The organism is Sphingobacterium chungjuense (assembly GCF_011316935.1).
GTDB classification, from domain to species: domain Bacteria; phylum Bacteroidota; class Bacteroidia; order Sphingobacteriales; family Sphingobacteriaceae; genus Sphingobacterium; species Sphingobacterium chungjuense.
This window is the reverse complement of record NZ_WLYS01000001.1, coordinates 789,187-807,127: the sequence shown is the minus strand read 5'-3', so window position 1 is coordinate 807,127 and position 17,941 is coordinate 789,187. Positions and strand designations below refer to the sequence as shown.

At 43.2% G+C, this 17,941-nt stretch carries 17 protein-coding genes; 7 read left to right on the top strand and 10 right to left on the bottom strand.

Annotated elements, in window-relative coordinates:
* Position 1: 1 nt before the first annotated feature.
* Complete coding sequence (locus GKO22_RS03690) at positions 2-1,303, bottom strand: PSP1 domain-containing protein (protein WP_166332720.1); 1,302 nt, start codon at positions 1,301-1,303, stop codon at positions 2-4.
* A 94-nt stretch (positions 1,304-1,397) separates the two neighbouring features.
* Complete coding sequence (locus tag GKO22_RS03685) at positions 1,398-2,546, bottom strand: DNA polymerase III subunit (protein ID WP_166332719.1); 1,149 nt, start codon at positions 2,544-2,546, stop codon at positions 1,398-1,400.
* A gap of 87 nt (positions 2,547-2,633) precedes the next feature.
* On the opposite strand from GKO22_RS03685, the gene dnaN reads away from it, so the two are divergent.
* From dnaN to nadD, 5 genes are all read left to right on the top strand, one after another.
* Positions 2,634-3,755 carry a DNA polymerase III subunit beta gene (dnaN, locus tag GKO22_RS03680; protein ID WP_116775370.1) on the top strand — a complete coding sequence of 374 codons (1,122 nt, stop codon included), beginning with the start codon at positions 2,634-2,636 and terminating at the stop codon, positions 3,753-3,755.
* Positions 3,756-3,769: 14 nt separating this feature from the next.
* Positions 3,770-4,441: a DedA family protein gene (locus tag GKO22_RS03675; protein WP_116775369.1), complete on the top strand. Its 672-nt coding sequence runs from the start codon at positions 3,770-3,772 to the stop codon at positions 4,439-4,441.
* Between the two features lie 97 nt (positions 4,442-4,538).
* On the top strand, positions 4,539-5,414 hold the full coding sequence (locus GKO22_RS03670; protein ID WP_166332718.1) for a YicC/YloC family endoribonuclease: 876 nt from the start codon (positions 4,539-4,541) through the stop codon (positions 5,412-5,414).
* Between the two features lie 7 nt (positions 5,415-5,421).
* Positions 5,422-5,991, top strand: coding sequence for a guanylate kinase (gmk, locus tag GKO22_RS03665; protein WP_166332717.1), 570 nt, complete (start codon positions 5,422-5,424; stop codon positions 5,989-5,991).
* A gap of 7 nt (positions 5,992-5,998) precedes the next feature.
* Positions 5,999-6,580: a nicotinate (nicotinamide) nucleotide adenylyltransferase gene (gene nadD, locus GKO22_RS03660; RefSeq protein WP_166332716.1), complete on the top strand. Its 582-nt coding sequence runs from the start codon at positions 5,999-6,001 to the stop codon at positions 6,578-6,580.
* Between the two features lie 516 nt (positions 6,581-7,096).
* Here nadD and GKO22_RS03655 read toward each other — a convergent pair.
* Positions 7,097-7,927 (bottom strand): N-acetylmuramoyl-L-alanine amidase, encoded by an 831-nt coding sequence (locus GKO22_RS03655; protein ID WP_240920093.1) that lies wholly within the window; start codon positions 7,925-7,927, stop codon positions 7,097-7,099.
* An 82-nt stretch (positions 7,928-8,009) separates the two neighbouring features.
* Between GKO22_RS03655 and surE the strand changes: the two genes are divergently transcribed.
* Entirely contained in the window at positions 8,010-8,792 is a 783-nt protein-coding gene (gene surE / locus GKO22_RS03650) for a 5'/3'-nucleotidase SurE (RefSeq protein WP_166332715.1), read from the top strand.
* Positions 8,792-9,061: a hypothetical protein gene (locus GKO22_RS03645; RefSeq protein WP_166332714.1), complete on the top strand. Its 270-nt coding sequence runs from the start codon at positions 8,792-8,794 to the stop codon at positions 9,059-9,061. The genes surE and GKO22_RS03645 overlap by 1 nt, the downstream gene beginning before the upstream one ends.
* A gap of 10 nt (positions 9,062-9,071) precedes the next feature.
* Here the strand turns inward: GKO22_RS03645 and GKO22_RS03640 are convergent, their stop codons facing one another.
* The 7 genes from GKO22_RS03640 to GKO22_RS03610 all read right to left on the bottom strand — a co-directional run bounded on the left by GKO22_RS03640 (position 9,072) and on the right by GKO22_RS03610 (position 17,868).
* Positions 9,072-10,391, bottom strand: coding sequence for a nicotinamide mononucleotide adenylyltransferase (locus tag GKO22_RS03640; RefSeq protein ID WP_166332713.1), 1,320 nt, complete (start codon positions 10,389-10,391; stop codon positions 9,072-9,074).
* A gap of 61 nt (positions 10,392-10,452) precedes the next feature.
* Positions 10,453-10,923, bottom strand: a complete 471-nt coding sequence (locus GKO22_RS03635) for an NUDIX hydrolase (RefSeq protein WP_394352152.1) — start codon at positions 10,921-10,923, stop codon at positions 10,453-10,455.
* Positions 10,924-11,025: 102 nt separating this feature from the next.
* Entirely contained in the window at positions 11,026-12,765 is a 1,740-nt protein-coding gene (locus GKO22_RS03630) for a phospho-sugar mutase (protein ID WP_166332711.1), read from the bottom strand.
* 71 nt (positions 12,766-12,836) lie between these two features.
* Positions 12,837-13,496 (bottom strand): hypothetical protein, encoded by a 660-nt coding sequence (locus GKO22_RS03625; protein ID WP_166332710.1) that lies wholly within the window; start codon positions 13,494-13,496, stop codon positions 12,837-12,839.
* 3 nt (positions 13,497-13,499) lie between these two features.
* Positions 13,500-14,372: an SDR family oxidoreductase gene (locus GKO22_RS03620; RefSeq protein ID WP_166332709.1), complete on the bottom strand. Its 873-nt coding sequence runs from the start codon at positions 14,370-14,372 to the stop codon at positions 13,500-13,502.
* A 1-nt stretch (position 14,373) separates the two neighbouring features.
* The gene (locus tag GKO22_RS03615) at positions 14,374-15,144 is read right to left on the bottom strand and encodes an enoyl-CoA hydratase/isomerase family protein (RefSeq protein WP_166332708.1); all 771 of its coding nucleotides are present in this window, start codon (positions 15,142-15,144) and stop codon (positions 14,374-14,376) included.
* A gap of 63 nt (positions 15,145-15,207) precedes the next feature.
* The gene (locus tag GKO22_RS03610; protein ID WP_166332707.1) at positions 15,208-17,868 is read right to left on the bottom strand and encodes a hypothetical protein; all 2,661 of its coding nucleotides are present in this window, start codon (positions 17,866-17,868) and stop codon (positions 15,208-15,210) included.
* Positions 17,869-17,941 lie beyond the last annotated feature (73 nt).

Here is a 17,941-nt window from a genome sequence, read left to right as displayed (position 1 = left end):
GCTATTCTGTCTTGTTTTCGTTGTTGTTATTATTCCTTCTATCGCGGTTTCTGTTATTGTTATTGCGTCTTTTTGGGCGCGGTTTTGCGGCACCTTCGGTTCCTTCGCCCGCAGTTGTTGCTTTTGGTTTAGGACTGTCCGTACGGGGAGCGTTCTCTGCTTTGGCTTGTTGCTGTCTTGGTGGTCGTGCTGGTCTACTTTCAGCAGATTTTTGCGGTGTTTCTCCGTTTGGATTTTTACTGGCAGGTTTTTTCTTACGACGTTTCTTTTTGTTGCGGTCGTCTAGTCGAGTTAAGCTATCCTGTCCAACTACGTTCTCGTAATCGTAGTTAATTGGCTTCGCTTTTGTTTCCTCTTCCGGCTCTATGTACAGCAATTCGGTTGGCTTTTGGCCGCCCTTGTTCATCTGTACGAATTCGCGCACTTTATCAACGGTCAAAGGAATCCAGTTTTCTGCTTTCGGGTACGAAAACCACATGGTTTTCTTGAAAATATCGGTCTTCTGCAAGTACGCCATCCCGATCTCGGTATCAATACGATCTATATCCGTCGGGATATCTTTTAAGGCATCCATATAGCTATCCAACTCGTAGTTCAAACAACACTTCAACTTGCCACATTGTCCGGCCAGTTTCAACGTATTCAACGAAAGATTTTGATAGCGCGCAGCCGAAGTAGAAACCGTTTTAAAATCTGTTAACCACGTAGAGCAGCACAATTCGCGTCCGCAAGATCCAATTCCGCCCAAACGACTCGCTTCTTGGCGCATACCAATTTGGCGCATTTCGATCCTAATACGGAAAGATTCAGCCATACGCTTAATCAATTCCCGAAAATCGACTCGGCCTTCGGCCGTATAATAAAACGTCGCTTTGGTCTTATCGCCTTGATAATCCACATCAGAAATCTTCATCGAAAGACCTAGATCTAAAGCAAGCGTACGAGCACGGTGCATGGTTTCCCACTCCAGCTCTTTTGCAGCATTAAACTTTTCAACATCTTTTTCTGTGGCTTTGCGGTATACTTTCTTGGCTACATCTTCCGCTTTTACACGATTTTTCTTGAGCTGCAAGCGAACCAATTCACCGGTGAGTGATACGTGGCCAATATCATAACCGCCCGTAGAAGGTTCTACGGCGACCATTTCGCCCATCTCCAAGTAAAGGTTTTCCGTATTCACAAAAAACTCCTTTCGAGAGCCTTTAAAGCGAACTTCTACTATGTCAAACGGTTTATAATTAGAAGGCAGATCCATGTCGGTCAGCCAATCGTAAACATCCAATTTATTGCATCCGCTGGTCATACACGTGCCGTTGTTATTACAACCTGCCGGTACAGTCCCTAGAGATTTGCTTCCGCAACCTCCGCCGGATGCGCAACTTCCACATCCCATATGTCTATATATATATTGAGTCCGCCTGTTGGCGGAACGTTTTGTATTTGAACAATAAAACTAACTGCAAAGATAAGTCTAAAAATAATATTTTAGCATTGGCATTCCGCTCGACGGCGTAATGCGTTTTCTCCAGTAGATCTACCCCTGCGCTTAATTGTTCCAGTGTAAATATTTCACTAAATTTAGTAATAAAATCCAATTCTTTGTCTTGCAGGAAGATCAAACTTTCCAGCCCCTGCGATTTCAACACGATCTGTCGCATCATGCCGATGGTATACATTAGGAAGTTTTTTTGATTTTCCCTACCCAATTTCGGGAAATCGACCTCCGATAATTGAATCAGCTTAAGCCCCGTATCGGTCACCACCAAACGCAACCATTGGATCATCAGATCAAAGTACGCATTGCTATCGCTTTGCAGCAACTCCATCGCAGATTGCAAATTGCCATCTGCCAAGAAAGAGATCTCTCCCGCTTTGAGTGGATCTATCCCCTTGTTTTCAATAAGGTATTGATTGATGTCGGTATGTGTCAGTTTGTGAATTTTCACCAACTGTGTTCGCGAAATGATGGTATTCAGAATACGATCTTGATTTTCCGCAACCAGTAGAAACAATGTTTTCTCAGGCGGTTCTTCAATCAGTTTCAATAAAGCATTTCCCTGCGCATCCAAGTATTCTGGAAGCCACATAATCAACACTTTATACTCAGATTCGAATGCTTTGAAACTGAGTTTCTTGATGATATCGTGTACCTCTGCAATATTAATGTTGGCTTGTTTGTTTTGCGCATCAAACTGCGCTCGCCACGCATTCATCCCCATATACGGATTTTCTGACAAGGCCTGTCGCCAAGCTTCGATATAGTTGATGGCGACTTCACCAGAAGATTTGGCGAAAAAAGGATAAGAAAAATGTAAATCCGGGTGGATTAACTTTTCGTATTTGCGGCAAGAAGCACAAACGCCACAGCTATCTGCTTCCTGTTTGTCTTCGCAATTCACGAATTGTGCGTATGCGATCGCCAGCGCCAAAGAGCCGGAACCTTCTGGTCCGAGAAATAATTGGGCATGACTTACCCGGTTATCTTGCACTGTACGTACGAGATGTTGTTTAACGCTGTCGTGACCTATTATATTTTCAAAACGCATAGCAGATTCGTACAAAAGTAACGAAAAAAGCTTGGAAGAAAGTTGGAATCTTTTTGTATTATTGCAGTATAAAATAGCCAACGACAAATGAGGTTTATCGTATCCACATCCACTTTATTAAAGCAATTGCAGGCCATTAGCGGAGCATCTAGTAGCAGCACGGTTTTGCCTATTTTGGAGAACTTTTTGTTCGAAATTAAAGACAACGAACTGACTATCTCGGCGACTGATTTGCAGACCAGTATGGTGACATCGTTGCAGATCGAAGCCAAAGAAGAAGGTCGTGTTGCCATGCCATCCAAGATCCTGATCGAGACGTTGAAAACTCTTCCAGATCAGCCGGTTGCTTTCTCGGTGGATACAGCCACGATGGCTATTGAAATCAGCGCGGGAGACGGTAAATACAAATTGAGTGGCGAGAATGCGGATGATTTTCCGAAAATCCCGGTGGTAGATAATATCTCTACGGTGAATATCGCGGCTCCGATCTTAGCAGAAGCCATTAGCAAAACTATTTTTGCGGTAAGTAGCGACGAATTGAGACCGGCGATGTCGGGTGTATATGTACAATTGGCGGAGCAGTCGATTACTTTTGTATCTACAGATGCGCACAAACTGGTGCGCTACCGTCGTACGGATATTGGCGCGGAAAAACCGACATCCTTAATATTACCGAAAAAAGCCTTGAATCTGTTGAAGTCTTCGTTGCCTTCAGATGATATCAACGTATCTATCGAATACAATAATACCAATGCATTTTTCCAATTCGGTCATGTATCGTTGATCTGTCGATTGATCGACGAGCGTTACCCAGATTACGAAGCGGTAATTCCACAGGTGAATCCTAACAAATTGACGGTGGAGCGTGCGAGTTTCTTAAACTCTTTGCGCCGCGTCGTAATTTTCGCGAATAAAACGACGCATCAAGTGCGGTTGAAAATCTCAGGAAGTGAATTGCACATTTCGGCAGAAGATTTGGATTTCTCCAACGAAGCACATGAGCGTTTGAGCTGTCAGTACGAGGGAGATGATATGGAGATCGGGTTTAATGCGCGTTTCTTGGTAGAGATGTTGAATAATTTAGGTTCTGAAGAGGTGACTTTAGAAATGAGTACACCAAATCGTGCCGGATTATTATTCCCAGCGATCAAAGAAGACAGTGAAGATGTCTTGATGTTGGTCATGCCTGTCATGTTAAACAATAATTAGTCAGCTCAGCTACGATGACGGATTTTTTATATGGAATCATCGATTTCATCTTACACATTGACGATCATCTGATACAGCTGATTGCTGATTACAAATATTGGATCTATGCGATCCTATTTCTTATTATTTTCGTTGAAACAGGTTTGGTCGTCATGCCATTCTTGCCGGGCGATTCCCTATTATTTGCTGTGGGTATGTTTGCGGCGCAAGGACAGCTAAACATTTACTTTTGCTTGGTATTGCTATTCGTTGCTGCGGTTTTAGGTGATGCCTGCAACTATCTCATTGGTAAGTATGCTGGCGATCGATTTGTGCGGTTACGATTGTTCAACAAGCAGCTCGTCAAAGACGAATACATCGAAAAAACCAATCAATTTTACGAAAAACATGGTCCTCAGACCATCATTATCGCTCGTTTCGTTCCGATCGTGAGAACCTTTGCTCCTTTTGTTGCGGGAATTGGACATATGAACTATGGTCGCTTTTTCACGTTCAATGTCATCGGAGGTTTCGTTTGGGTATTCGGTATCACCTTGGTCGGGTACTTCTTGGGCAATATTCCGGTGGTGGCTGACAACTTTGAAAAAGTCGTCTTAGGCATTATCTTGGTCTCGGTGTTGCCAATTATTTATGGCTTTATCAAGGAGTGGAATACATCGCGCAAAGCGCGCGCCGAAGGCTTATGACTCATACGGTTTTCTGTATTTTTTCTGAAGAAATAGCCTCTTCTCGAGGTCTAGAGATTATCAATTAATTTTCATATAGGTTTTCGTACCTTTGCGTATGATAAAATCCATGACCGGCTACGGTACAGGTTTGGCAGAAAACCAAACGGTAAAGTACACTGTAGAAATAAAATCCCTCAATTCGAAGTTTTTAGAGCTGAGCTTGCGTTTGCCTAAGCACGTATCTGATAAGGAATTGGCGCTGCGCGCCGAAAGCGGAAAGCTCATCGAGCGAGGAAAGGTCAATATCACGGTAACGGCGGAATATGCAGATCAAACCGCGAAATCATCCAGCATCAACGAAACATTATTTAAAAAGTACTACACGCAGCTACAAGAATTGGCAAATGTAGTTGGCGATCAACAATCGCCATTGCTTCAATTGGCATTGCAGATGCCGGATGTGGTCGGATCTAATGAAGCCGAAACGGATGAAGAAGAGGCCAATGTTTTATTCGAAGCATTCCACCAAGCGATCGAAAAATTCAATCAATTCCGTTTGGATGAAGGCCATGTATTACGTGCAGATCTACAAAAACGCGTGGAGGATATCATGGCTTTCCAAAAGGAGGTAGAAGCAGTAGATGGCGATCGTATTCCTTTGATTCGCGAACGCATTGCGCAATATATGGATACTGCTGTTGGCAAAGAAAATGTAGACATGAATCGTTTCGAGCAGGAATTGATTTATTACATCGATAAGTTAGACATCACCGAAGAAAAAGTGCGCTTGAGTAGCCACTGTGCGTATTTCCTAGAAGCGCTGAAAGCGCCTAATCCTAGTGGAAAAAAATTAGGATTCATCTCCCAAGAAATGGGTAGAGAAATAAATACGTTGGGCTCCAAAGCAAATAATGCACATATCCAACAGATCGTTGTGCGGATGAAAGAAGAGCTGGAAAAAATCAAAGAACAGTTATTAAACGTACTATAAGAGTAGCATGAGTGGCAAATTGATTATCTTTTCTGCACCATCCGGCGCAGGAAAAACAACCATAGTAAGACATCTATTAAATAAATATCCCAATGATCTGGCTTTTTCTATCTCGGCAAGTACGCGTGCTCCACGTGGCGAAGAGGTAGATGGCAAAGATTATTATTTTATCTCCAAAGACGATTTTCTGCACAAGATTGCGCACCAGAATTTCATCGAGTTTGAAGAAGTATATTCGGGCACTTTTTACGGTACGTTGCGTTCGGAAGTAGAGCGCATTTGGGCCGAAGGCAAACATGTAATTTTTGATATTGACGTGGTTGGAGGATTGCGCTTGAAATCTAAGTTCCCAGATCAGGCTTTAGCTATTTTTGTCAATCCACCCTCTTTGGCGGTGTTGAAAGAGCGCTTAGCCGGAAGAGGAACAGACAGCGAAGAAAAGTTGAAAGAGCGTTTTGCCAAAGCCGAGCATGAGCTTAGTTTTGCGGATAAATTTGATGTCATCCTCAACAATTTTGAGCTAGAGGAAGCTTGCCAGCAAGCGGAGGACTTGGTTATTCCATTTATTAAATCTTAACCGGATTATGAGTAAGCACGTAGGTTTGTTTTTTGGATCATTTAACCCCATTCATGTGGGTCATTTGATTATTGCAAACCATATGGCTCACTATACTTCGTTGGATGAGGTGTGGTTTGTGGTATCACCGCAAAACCCCTTCAAAGAAAAAAAGAGCTTGGCCAATATGTACGATCGTCTGGAGATGGTGAACTTAGCCCTACAAGATAGCGATCGATTGCGCGCCTCGGATATAGAATTTAACTTGCCTCAGCCATCGTATACCATCGATACGCTGATTCACCTGAAAGAGCGCTACGCAGATTACGATTTTTCGTTGATCATGGGCGAAGATAATTTGGCTAGTTTCCAGAAATGGAAGAATGCCGATATTATTCTAAGAGATTATAAGATCTTGGTGTATCCCAGACCAGCTTATGATGCTGGTGAATTAGCAAATCATCCATCGGTCACGCGTACCGAAACTCCTCAAATGGAATTATCCTCAACGGCAATTCGTAAAGCAATTCAAGCAGGTAAGAGCGTTCAATTTATGACGCCGGACGCAGTGATCGACTTTATAGATAAGAAGGGCTTGTATAGTCGTTAAATCCCGTTGTAACCAAAAGTTGGCGTAGGATTTATGGAATGATATCCATTTATTCTTTAAACGTTTTGTCTTATACGTGCTCAAGCCGCACAGGCTCTTACTTTTTTTCCGCAAAAAAGTAAGCAAAAAACTCTTCGCTTCAAATTTTTGCAACAACGGATACCCATTCCTGCACTTTGCAAAACTTTGTATGCGAGATTTTGGCGAGACAATGGATAGTGCTTCCATTGTTTGGGACTTTTAAGCGCTTTTTTATGTGCTCAAGCCGCACAGGCTCTTACTTTTTTTCCGCAAAAAAGTAAGCAAAAAACTCCTCGCTTCAAATTTTTGCAACAACGGATACCCATTCCTGCACTTTGCAAAACTTTGTATGCGAGATTTTGGCGAGACAATGGATAGTGCTTCCATTGTTTGGGACTTTTAAACGCTTTTTTATGTGCTCGAGCCGCACGGGTTCTTCCATTTTTTTATCAAAATTTAGCAAAAGCCGCAAATCGCTCAAGGAAGCTAAATACCTTACAGATACAAATACTTCATATAGATATTATACAAGATCGCGCGTTCCTGTTCATTAAATGTCGTGTCGTTTGCATTTTGTGGAATATAATGCCGTTTAAATCCTTTGATAGCGGCATCTAAGTTTTTGATATCGTATCCGATAACACGTAGTGCTACGCGCACATCGAAATCTTGAGGTGCAGGCTGCAAATTAGCATCGTACCAGAAACCAAAACCCGCTTGCGCCAAACGATCCCAAGGAAAATTCGCCGGATCAGGTTTGCGCGAAGGCGCAAAGTCCATGTGACCAATAAAGTTAGCTTGTGGGATTCTGTAGTTTTCCTTCAGCTTAGTCAAAAGTTGAATTAAAGCCGAAATTTGTGCTTCAGGCCAAGGATCAGTCGTGCCGTTATTGTCTAGTTCGATTCCGATAGATGAAGAGTTTAGATCGGTATCATTGCCCCATATACCAGCCCCAGCATGATGTGTTCTCAAGTAATCATTGACCATTTGTACCACCTTACCATTTCTGCCAACCACATAATGAGCGCTTACTTGCGTGCGCTCTAGCTGAAAGGTTTTAATGGTTTCGTCTACTGATTTTTGTGCTGTATGGTGAATCATCACATAATTGGGTTTTCGGATTCCAAAATTAACGGAGGCAATCCACTCCTTATCAATGACGGGTACTTTATCCCATTGGTTTTCTGCTGGTTGTGCGGTGATGGTCTTTGCAAAGGCCGTTGCTTTCTTTTCGTATAGTTTCTCTGAAGCAGCATGTTTCCCACCGCCACATCCGTTTAGCACCAAAGCAGCAGCTACTAATGCCAGTCCTGTAATCTTCATCATATTGGTCTTTTTGTGAATGTACTATTGCAAAAATCTTACCGAGCATCGAGCGAAACGAAGTTTTTCTTCCTAAATTCGCTACATGGCAACAAAGAAACCTCTTATACTCGTCGTGAACGATGACGGCATTACGGCGCCAGGCATCAAAGTATTGATGGAAGAAATGCAACACCTTGGCGAAGTCGTCGTGGTCGCACCAGATGGCCCACAATCGGGCATGGGACATGCCATCACGATTGGGAAGCCTTTGCGACTTGATAGAGTAGATATTTATCCGAAAGTCGAGATGTATAAATGCTCTGGTACGCCAGTAGATTGTGTCAAGCTTGCGGTCAACAAAGTATTTAAAGGGCGTAAGCCCGATTTGTGCGTTTCAGGTATCAATCACGGGTTGAATAATTCGATCAATGTATTGTACTCCGGTACGATGTCGGCAGCAGTAGAGGGAGCGATTGAGGGAATCCCATCCATTGGATTTTCGTTGGATGACTTTTCGTACGATGCAAATTTTGAGCACTGCCGTACATACGTTCGTGGTATCGCCACGCAAGTATTGCAAAATGGTTTGCCTAAACATTCGCTGCTCAATGTGAACTTTCCGAATGTAGATAAGCTGCAAGGCATCAAAATATGTCGGCAAGCGGGTGGTCGTTGGGTGGAAGAGTTCGAAGAACGTGTAGATCCACATCAACGGGAGTATTTTTGGCTTACAGGCAAGTTTCAGTTAGAAGATCGTGGCGAAGATACCGACGTATTCGCCTTGAACAATGGCTATGTATCGGTTGTGCCTACACAGTTTGATATGACGGCGCACCACGTGATTCCAGAGTTGAATTCTTGGAGTTTTGATATTCCTAAATCCTAATGATGCTACGCAAAAATAGTATGCTTTTGGGGTTGATTTTGGGACTCATTCTGCCGATAATCGCGTATCTCCTTACACAGTATACAGAGGTTGTGATAAAGTTGATACCTCAAAAGCCATTAGGATTATATGTGCTGGCTTTAACGGGCAATATGATCGCTGTGTGGTATTGCTATCGCAACGATCGCCAGCAGCTTGGAAAAGGCTTTGTGTTGGTCACATTCCTTGGCATGCTGCTGGCGGTAATCACGAAAACAGTAGTGATCTAGTTTTTGGGTATTAAGACTTTAGTGTCTTCACATCTTTGGTATCGAATCCTTCGACATCGATGATGTATTTATTCATCGTCAGGAAGTCAAACAGCGGTTTTGCATCGGCTGATACAGGCATGTTTGCTGTCGTAATGATCGCATGATCCTTTCCTTGCAAATAGGGGTAGGCATAGAGCTTCACATTTTTGCTAAATAAACCCGAGATATACGAAAGCAGCTCGTTGGTATAGTTTTCTTTCTGATAATTGTCGGAGTTGAAGATGTTCTTTAAGTTGGAAATGTTGGTTGCGATACCAATATTCTTAGGCTTGAACTGGTTTAGAAATTCCGCCAAATAGTTACTTCTTGTGAAGTTAGAAAGCAAAATGGTATTTCCGGTCGCACACAACTCTTCCGCACGTTTGGCGAAGTATTCTAAATCCTCGTCCGATAAGTTTACTTCCTCATCCAACACATTGCTCATCAACACCTCAATGATAACGACCAAACTTTCGTCTGTGGCATTCGTATTTTTCTTGAATTGCTCTACGGCACTATTGAAGAGATCAAAATTGGGAAGGGATTTTTGGCGGTATTTCGTGCGGAGGATTATAATGTCCTTTTTGTAGAGAAAGTCTTTGACCTGAGCCGCTTTTCCGTCTACTCGGAAGATGGCCGCTTTAGAAAAACCTTTGGCAATCAGGTAAAGATTGATCAATCGCTCATTGACCTTTTCAAAAACAGGCCCAGCAACCTTCACTAGGTCGATTTCTACCGATCCGGTTGGCAAGTTGTCTACTAAAGATTCGATCAGTGTTTGTATATCTTCGCGGTAATAGTAGGCTGCGAAAACTAAATTGACACCGATTATACCCAACACTTTTTGCTGTAAGGTATTGTCACTGTCTAGCAAACGAATGTGTATAATGACATCATTCGGTGGGCTATCTACTTCGTGTTGGAAACGAATACCAATCCAGCCATGCGGATCATTTGTTTTGCTAAAATTAAGTGTAGTTACCGTATTGGCGAAGGCAAAGAAAAGACGTTTGTCATACTTGTCGCCGTGTAAACGCTCTTCTAGCAAAGCAAACTCGCGGCAAATCATTTTGGTAAGGCGTGTACGACTCACATATCTGCCAGATTCTTCGGCGCCATAAATGGCATCGGAGAAGGTCATGTCGTAGGCAGACATCGTCTTTGCGATCGTACCCGAAGCAGCACCTGCTTCAAAGAAGTTACGGGCTACTTCCTGTCCAGCACCGATTTCGGCAAAAGTACCATAAAACTCAGGTGTCAGGTTTATTTTAAGTGCTTTTCGCTTCGTTTCGTATATTTCTCTACCCATGGCGGCAAAGTTATAAATTCTTACGCGCTAAATAGATTTAATTCTACAGATAGTATATGATCTAAAACAGCCCCTCGTGATGCAATACATAGAATAATGCGGAAGTGTGCAGTGCCTGTCCAATGCCATTCTTCAGCAGCATTTTTTTGGCCTCATCGATCGATAGAATCACCACTTCTATATCTTCCGAATCATCGAGCTGCTGCTCGGCCACTTTACGTCCGCCTTTCATCACATACGTATACGTGAGGTTGCCGCTTGTTGCGGGATTGGCGTAAAGCTGACAAATCTCCGTTACTTCGTCGAATTCGTAGCCCGTTTCTTCCATCATTTCGCGGCGCGCCGCTACTTCGGGCTCTTCGCCATCCTCGACCACGCCAGCTGGAAGTTCTAAGAGAACTTTTTCTGCGCCATGACGATACTGCCGAACAAAAACAATTTTGTTGTCTTCGGTGAAGCCCACCATATTGACCCATTTTGGGTATTCAAGAATATAGTATTCGTCTTTAACGAGGCCATTGGGCAATTGCACCTGGTCGACCCGTAAGGTCGCCCAGGGGCGCTTTATAATGTATTCGGATTGTAGGATCTTCCACGGTTCCGTCATGAGTGCTTTTTTGATGGATTGTTTGTATTAATCTTTGACGATATCCGCCATGATGCGCGTAACTTTCTCTTCCAGTTGCACGGCCGTCTGATCGTATTGCGTTGCATCTTGCAATGCTGTTTTCACCGAACAGTAGAATTTGATCTTTGGCTCCGTGCCCGAAGGACGCGCTGAGATCACATCACCATCAACCGTGATGAACTGCAACACATCCGACTTAGGAAGGTTAATAGCTGTCGTGCTGCCATCTGCTGGTGAAGTAGCTATCGAAGCTTGATAATCACGGACTTCCTTAACTTCAATGCCGCCCAAAGTTGTTGGTAGGTTCGCCCGTAAATCCGCCATCATCTGTTTGATCTCTTCTGCACCAGCTTTCCCTTTTTTCGTTAAAGAAATCAGTTTTTCTTGGTAACAGCCGTACGTTGTATAAAGCTCTGTCAGGACGTCAAATAAAGATTTGCCTTTGCTTTTGAAATAGGCAGCCATTTCTGCAATAAATGCACAGGAGTTGATCGCATCCTTATCTCTTACCAAATCACCAACTAAGAAACCATAACTTTCTTCACCACCGACCAAGTATTTTTCTTGACCTTCAAGCTTAGTCATCACCTCACCAATAAATTTGAAACCGGTCAATGTTTCTTCGGTTTTTACCGAGAAGCTACTCGCGATATCTGAAATCAAGTTGGTTGTTACAATGGTTTTTACCACATAATTGTTTTCTTGCAATTCGCCTTTCTCTTTGCGCGCTGAAAGCACATAATAGGTCAATAAACTACCGATTTGATTCCCGTTTAACAACTGAATCTCGCCAGCATGATTCTTCACCGCTAATCCTACGCGATCCGCATCTGGATCTGTTGCCATCACGATATCTGCATCGAGTGCTTTGCCTTGCTTGGTGGCCATAGACATCGCTTCTTCTTCCTCTGGATTCGGATACACCACGGTTGGGAAATCGCCATTTGGCTCTGCCTGTTCTTCTACGATATGTACATTTTCAAATCCCCAAGCCTTTAAGATTTTGGGTACTAGCGTAATGCCTGTACCATGAATAGGAGAGAAGACGATCTTTAGATCTTTTTGTGCGGCAACGACATCTGGATTAATGCTCAATGCTTTATTGGCTTGAATATAGATCTCATCAAAGTCTTCTTTCACCAAATGAATATGTTCTGCCTTGCGCTCGAATTGGATGTCGCGCACTGACTGAATGGCATTGACCTCTTCTATTACATTTTTATCATGAGGAGCGACTAATTGTCCGCCATCGTTCCAATAGGCTTTATAGCCATTGTATTCTTTAGGATTGTGCGAAGCCGTTAACATCACACCAGACTGACAACCAAAATGTCGAACGGCGAAAGATAACATTGGGGTAGGGCGCAATTCTTCAAAAAGATACACTTCGATATCATTTGCGGAAAAAACATCAGCTACCAAATGACCTAATTTCTGTGAATTGTTGCGGCTATCGTACGATACGGCTACTTTCAGCGGTTGGTCTGGAAATTGTTTTTTAAGGTAATTGGCCAATCCCTGCGTCGCCTGGCCCAATGTATATTTATTGATCCGGTTAGAGCCGACGCCCATGATGCCGCGGAGACCGCCTGTACCAAATTCAAGTGCTTTGTAAAAAGAATCTACCAATTCTGTTTCCTGGTTGGTATCAATCAATTGTTGTACAGCAGTTACAGTTTCAGCATCGTATTCTTCGGTTAACCAGCGATCTACCCGGGATTGGGTAGCAAGATCAATTATAGACATATATAAATTTTATCGATTTTTATGGATTAAATATAACCTTTTAATAGCAGATTCTCTATTTGGAATCGCAATTATGCGCCACAGTCTGCATAACCGCGATCAAGTATGGTGACATACCAGTTGTTACCAAACTGTTTTACATGAAAAATCAGTGGAGTAGGTGTTGTCAGGACAACTCGGTAACTATCTTTTTCTGCCGTTTCTATTTGTTTTAGATAATTGGGATCGAGCTGCACATCTTCAAACTCATTAAGATTGGTGGCAATGGGTTTTAGTAAGTTGGTGGCCGTCGTGAGGTCTATAAACAAACCCATTTTGTTCCATTTCTCTGACCCACAATCGTATTTCGGCGCAACTTCGTACTTGATTTCATAATCATTCTCTGCGCTGGCATATGGGTAGTAGGATGGCACGGGGCTATCGAAATCTATTTTAGAGACTTTTTCAAACCAATCCATTGCACCGGGGCGATGGATGAATATGATGCCGGCCTCGGGATGGATGTAACTATTTATTTTTTCGTTATCCCGTTCATTATACGCCTTAATAAATGCGGTAACCATGTCCGATACAAAGCGGCGATCGCTGTTAATATTGGCATTTAATAGGTCATCATTCATCAATACAGTAGAATCCATGTCGGATTCTGAACTTTCTTGCTTTTTGGTGTTGTTACATGATGCGCAGATCCATATGAACGTAAGCAGGAATAGAAAAAATATGTTTCGCATAGTTTACTTATTGTTTTTCCGGATGGATTGCTCAATGTTGTCCCACATATCCGAGGTGATGGCTTCCAATCCGTTGAATTGCCCTGCTCCTTGCAGCCACTCGCCTCCGTCGATTGTAACGACTTCACCATTGATATAACCCGCGAAATCTGATATCAAAAACGCGGCCAAGTTTGCCAACTCTTGATGATCACCAACACGTTTTAGCGGCACTCTTTTTTCGAAGCTAAAATCTTCTGCTAAATTACCGGGAAGCAGCCGTTCCCAGGCGCCTTTCGTAGGGAATGGGCCCGGCGCAATCGCATTGTTTCGAATCCCGTATTTCCCCCATTCTACCGCAAGAGATCGCGTCAAGGCTAATACGCCACCTTTGGCCACAGCAGAAGGAACGACATAACCAGAACCCGTGAATGCGTAAGTGGTTACGATGTTGAGGATGCTAGCGGCTTGTTTCTTTTCTATCCATTTCTTGCCAAACGTCAATGTACAATTGGTGGTACCTTTTAACACGATATCGATAATGGTCGAAAAAGCATTCGCCGACAGGCGCTCCGTCGGAGAAATGAAATTGCCAGCCGCATTATTCAGCAGCGCATCGACCTTTCCAAATTCTTCTTCGGCTTGTTTCCACAAGTTTTCTACTTCATCAATTTGGCGGATATCACAGGCAACCGGCAATACCTTGCCTCCTGTTTTTTCTGCAATTTCTTTTGCTGCTTCTTCCAGCACGGGAAGCTTTCTGCTTGAGATCACCACATTAGCCCCAAGCTCGGAGAAATAGGTTGACATCGCTTTTCCCAGACCACTTCCGCCACCGGTTACGACAATAGTTTTGCCTTGCAAAGCATCGTCACGTAGTGCACCTTGTATATTCATTTTATCTTTTTTTAGCGGTTAAATTATCGATTATGGTTTTTAGCACGGCACGCGTCGATGGTTTCCACCATTGTGTCAGCATCTCTACGATTGTCTGCTCTTTGTTGGCTTGCATGCTTTGCAATACGCGCGTACGGAGATTTAACTTGGTACGTTGCCACGCATTTTTCTCTAGCTGTGTGTATTTTTTGATGTGCCGTACTGCGCTACGTTGAATTTTATCGAGCGCCACAACCTCGTCGACCAAGCCGACCTGAAGCGCTTCTTGTGGTGATAGCAGTTTGCCCTCTAGTAGAAATCGGTACGCTTGCGCTTCACCGATCCAAAAACTATATAGATCAAAAATTCCATGTGGCACAATGATGCCTACAGGAACCTCATTCAACCCAATAATGTATTCGCCTTCGGCCATTACACGAGCATCTGCCGCGATGGCAAGAACACATCCTCCGGCTGGACTATGGCCAGAGATGGCAGCGACGTACGGTTTTGGAAAAGCAGTGACTGTGTACAAAAGATCAATAAATGCATCCCAGAAAACTTCCATTTGTCGCTCATCGTATCCGTAAAGCGTGATCAGATCAAGCCCAGAAGTGAAAAATCCTTCGTGCCCGGTGATAACAACACCTTCGATCGCAGGGTCTTTTTCTGCGTTGGCAAATACATCTTGTATTTCCTGTATCATTTCCAGGTGCATCGCATTACTCTTGCCACGATGCAAAATCACGTGCAGCACATGGTCGTCTATATGGGTTTTTAAAAATTCACTCATGGTTGTATTGTAATAGTTTATGTATTTTAATAACAAGTTAATGGAAAGATTGATTGCACGTATTTAGTTTTCTTTCCCTACCGAAATATCCAACACTTTCCTTCCTATTCTACCGCTCACATCGATACCTTCAAGAATGACTCGATATATGCCTGGTTCATCACTTGTGTAAAAGTCAAAACTCGCATTTCCATGTTCATCTGTTGCTACAAATGGTTGCCAATGTATGATAGTGCGTAGATCATTTTCAAAAGTCTGATCCGACGCTAACTCATAAGTTGGTCGGTAGAATTCTTTTGCTTCAGAAATGCCTTTTGCTGTGAATGACAAAATGCCTTTGGGTACATAATTGATTCGGCCTTCAGATCCAATCTTTGTGGTGATTACGATTACGCCATTACCACCGAAAGAACCGTAAATGGAAGTGTAATTGATGTTTCGCAAAACTTCTATACTAGCAACATCCATAACGGGTATGGTGGATAACATCTCTGGCTCTACGTACATGCCATCAAGGACGATTTGCATGGGTGCCCTGTTGCGTGTGCTATAAGGCACACCGCCTTGGAAATAAACACCAAGCAATCGACCATTTAATGCCATATCTATTGTGGCAAAATTTTGTAACTCTTCCCAAGTTATAATCTGGTCGGCATTCCCAGGCCCGTTTAGATTGCGCGAGTGTTCAGGTGCTTTTTCTACTTTGCGCGTGACCACGACTTGGGCAATATCAATCGTATTAGGCATCAATCCTTTTTCTTCCAACTCGCGAAAGAATTTTTTGGACGCCAATAATTCGTCTAGATATAAGCTATTTAAGTCGTTTTTACCAGCATCGTAAGCGTGGATTTCTGGCGGTTCGGGCAAGTCTAATACGATATCAATATTGTTTTTCCCCTTTTGATCTTTGGCAGAAATCAGGAATTTAGCGCTATCTGGGAAAAGTAAATCTTTGAAATGAAAAAATCCTTCCTCAGAGCTGAGCGTATCGATATAGTCGGTGAGATTTTCGGTAGAGATCAATTGAACCTCAGAAAGTGGGGCAGCAGCTTTTCGCCCCAATTTCTTGGTGAATCCTTTGATAGTCAAGCCTACTTCGGCTTCAAAAGCCTTGACCGTATCGACCGCTTGTGGGTCTTCTGACCAGTCGTATTTTCGCCAGCCTTGTGTCAACAGTAATTTATCCAGATCAATAAGCTTTTCCTCTATATTTTCGGATGAAAAATAATAGCCAGGGGATTCTATATGACCCTGTAAATCTGCTTCGAGCAATAAAGCGCTATAGATATTGCTGTGGAGGTCTGTCGTATCTTGCACTTTGGCAAGATTAACGACAGAGGCTGATAAAGAGGCTAAGCGTGTGGTATCTGTCGGCAGGCCTACTTCAATGGTTACGCCGACTTTTTTGCGGGTGCTAAGACGGCTATTCGGTGCACTGATCTGTAATGGCATGAAGTCGGCCGCTTGCCACAGAAATATGGGTCGTTCAAACAAAGGTTTGAAAGCGGCATCCAATACCGAAATGGTTATAACGCCAGAAGGCAACGGTTCTTTGTCCACGCTAAAAACAATGTTTTGGCGATCCATTTTCTGGCGAGAAGCATAAAAGGTGTTGCCTAGGTGATGTAGCACAAAATACACGGGATCTTCCGATAGCAGATCATCGGAGATGTTCATCTGCGCAAAAAGCTTGGTTGGATTTTGGTTGTTCACCATAAACGACATGCCGCTAGATTCGACTGACGGTGCTGGGACCTGCTGGATGTCTTCTCCTTCGATTAGCGCTCGAAAGGCGTAGCTTTCACCTGGAGAGGGAAGAAAGGCAATGCTTCCCATACCTAAGTGATTGGTTTCGCCAGCTCCAATAACCTCCTGTTTGGCATCAACGATTTCTACTTTTGCTTTTACACCAAGGCCATCCGAACGGGTCGCCTTGATACCGATATTGTTTAATGTGCCTGCCAAAATTCTGCCGCCTTCTGGAAGTAGCTGTACGCTGCTTTGCGGTTTTATAGATGCGGTATGTATTACTTTGGATACGGGTCGCTCATCCAGGTTTGTAAAGGAGAGTTGAATATCCTTATCTCTGTTCTTTTCGGTGACTTTAATTAGGATTAGTCCTTGTTCGTCGGTGCGCTCACTACCTTTTTGTGCAATCTTGTCTCCTTCCATGACTTGGTAGCGCACCGTTGTTTTTGGGAGCGGATTTCCGCTCAGTGTTTTCAGTTCTACGGCGACGAATGTGTCTTTTCCGTCCGACCGCAGAGAGGTTTGCGTTACCGTATTATCTGTTCTACCGTTGGTAATGGTGAGTGATTTTTCGAAGAAGTAATCTGTGCGGAAGTTCCGCATCCAATTTGTGTATGCACGTAAGCGATAACTTCCCTCCACTAAGGTATCGGCTAAGGTTAAACTGCCGGAACCTAATCCTAAGCCCAATTGAATCCGTTGATCGGCCACAATACGATTTTTGGGATCGATCAGTTCTATATAATTGATCCCACTTAGTGCCGAAAGCATGTTGGTGATGCCAAGCGTATTGTATGTTTTATACCAGATGGTTTCTCCGGCGGTATAATGATGCCGATCCGTATGGATATATATTTTTTCTTGTTGATTATTTGCGTAGTGGTCGCGCGAAGCGCTGATGCGATCATCTATACGTTGTGCATTGGCTACGCTAAAGCAAAAGAGTGAGAGAAATAGACATAATTTTTGGAGCATAATAACTGGGTTGTCGAACAAGCAAATTACGAAAATTTCGTTTGTTGGACAATGATAAAATTCTGTAAACGAA

Coding starts and splice junctions, on each gene's coding strand:
- GKO22_RS03690 (WP_166332720.1), bottom strand. CDS start 1,303: ATGACCAGCGGATGCAATAAATTGGATGTTTACGATTGGCTGACCGAC.
- GKO22_RS03685 (WP_166332719.1), bottom strand. CDS start 2,546: ATGCGTTTTGAAAATATAATAGGTCACGACAGCGTTAAACAACATCTC.
- dnaN (WP_116775370.1), top strand. CDS start 2,634: ATGAGGTTTATCGTATCCACATCCACTTTATTAAAGCAATTGCAGGCC.
- GKO22_RS03675 (WP_116775369.1), top strand. CDS start 3,770: ATGACGGATTTTTTATATGGAATCATCGATTTCATCTTACACATTGAC.
- GKO22_RS03670 (WP_166332718.1), top strand. CDS start 4,539: ATGATAAAATCCATGACCGGCTACGGTACAGGTTTGGCAGAAAACCAA.
- gmk (WP_166332717.1), top strand. CDS start 5,422: ATGAGTGGCAAATTGATTATCTTTTCTGCACCATCCGGCGCAGGAAAA.
- nadD (WP_166332716.1), top strand. CDS start 5,999: ATGAGTAAGCACGTAGGTTTGTTTTTTGGATCATTTAACCCCATTCAT.
- GKO22_RS03655 (WP_240920093.1), bottom strand. CDS start 7,927: ATGATGAAGATTACAGGACTGGCATTAGTAGCTGCTGCTTTGGTGCTA.
- surE (WP_166332715.1), top strand. CDS start 8,010: ATGGCAACAAAGAAACCTCTTATACTCGTCGTGAACGATGACGGCATT.
- GKO22_RS03645 (WP_166332714.1), top strand. CDS start 8,792: ATGATGCTACGCAAAAATAGTATGCTTTTGGGGTTGATTTTGGGACTC.
- GKO22_RS03640 (WP_166332713.1), bottom strand. CDS start 10,391: ATGGGTAGAGAAATATACGAAACGAAGCGAAAAGCACTTAAAATAAAC.
- GKO22_RS03630 (WP_166332711.1), bottom strand. CDS start 12,765: ATGTCTATAATTGATCTTGCTACCCAATCCCGGGTAGATCGCTGGTTA.
- GKO22_RS03625 (WP_166332710.1), bottom strand. CDS start 13,496: ATGCGAAACATATTTTTTCTATTCCTGCTTACGTTCATATGGATCTGC.
- GKO22_RS03620 (WP_166332709.1), bottom strand. CDS start 14,372: ATGAATATACAAGGTGCACTACGTGACGATGCTTTGCAAGGCAAAACT.
- GKO22_RS03615 (WP_166332708.1), bottom strand. CDS start 15,144: ATGAGTGAATTTTTAAAAACCCATATAGACGACCATGTGCTGCACGTG.
- GKO22_RS03610 (WP_166332707.1), bottom strand. CDS start 17,868: ATGCTCCAAAAATTATGTCTATTTCTCTCACTCTTTTGCTTTAGCGTA.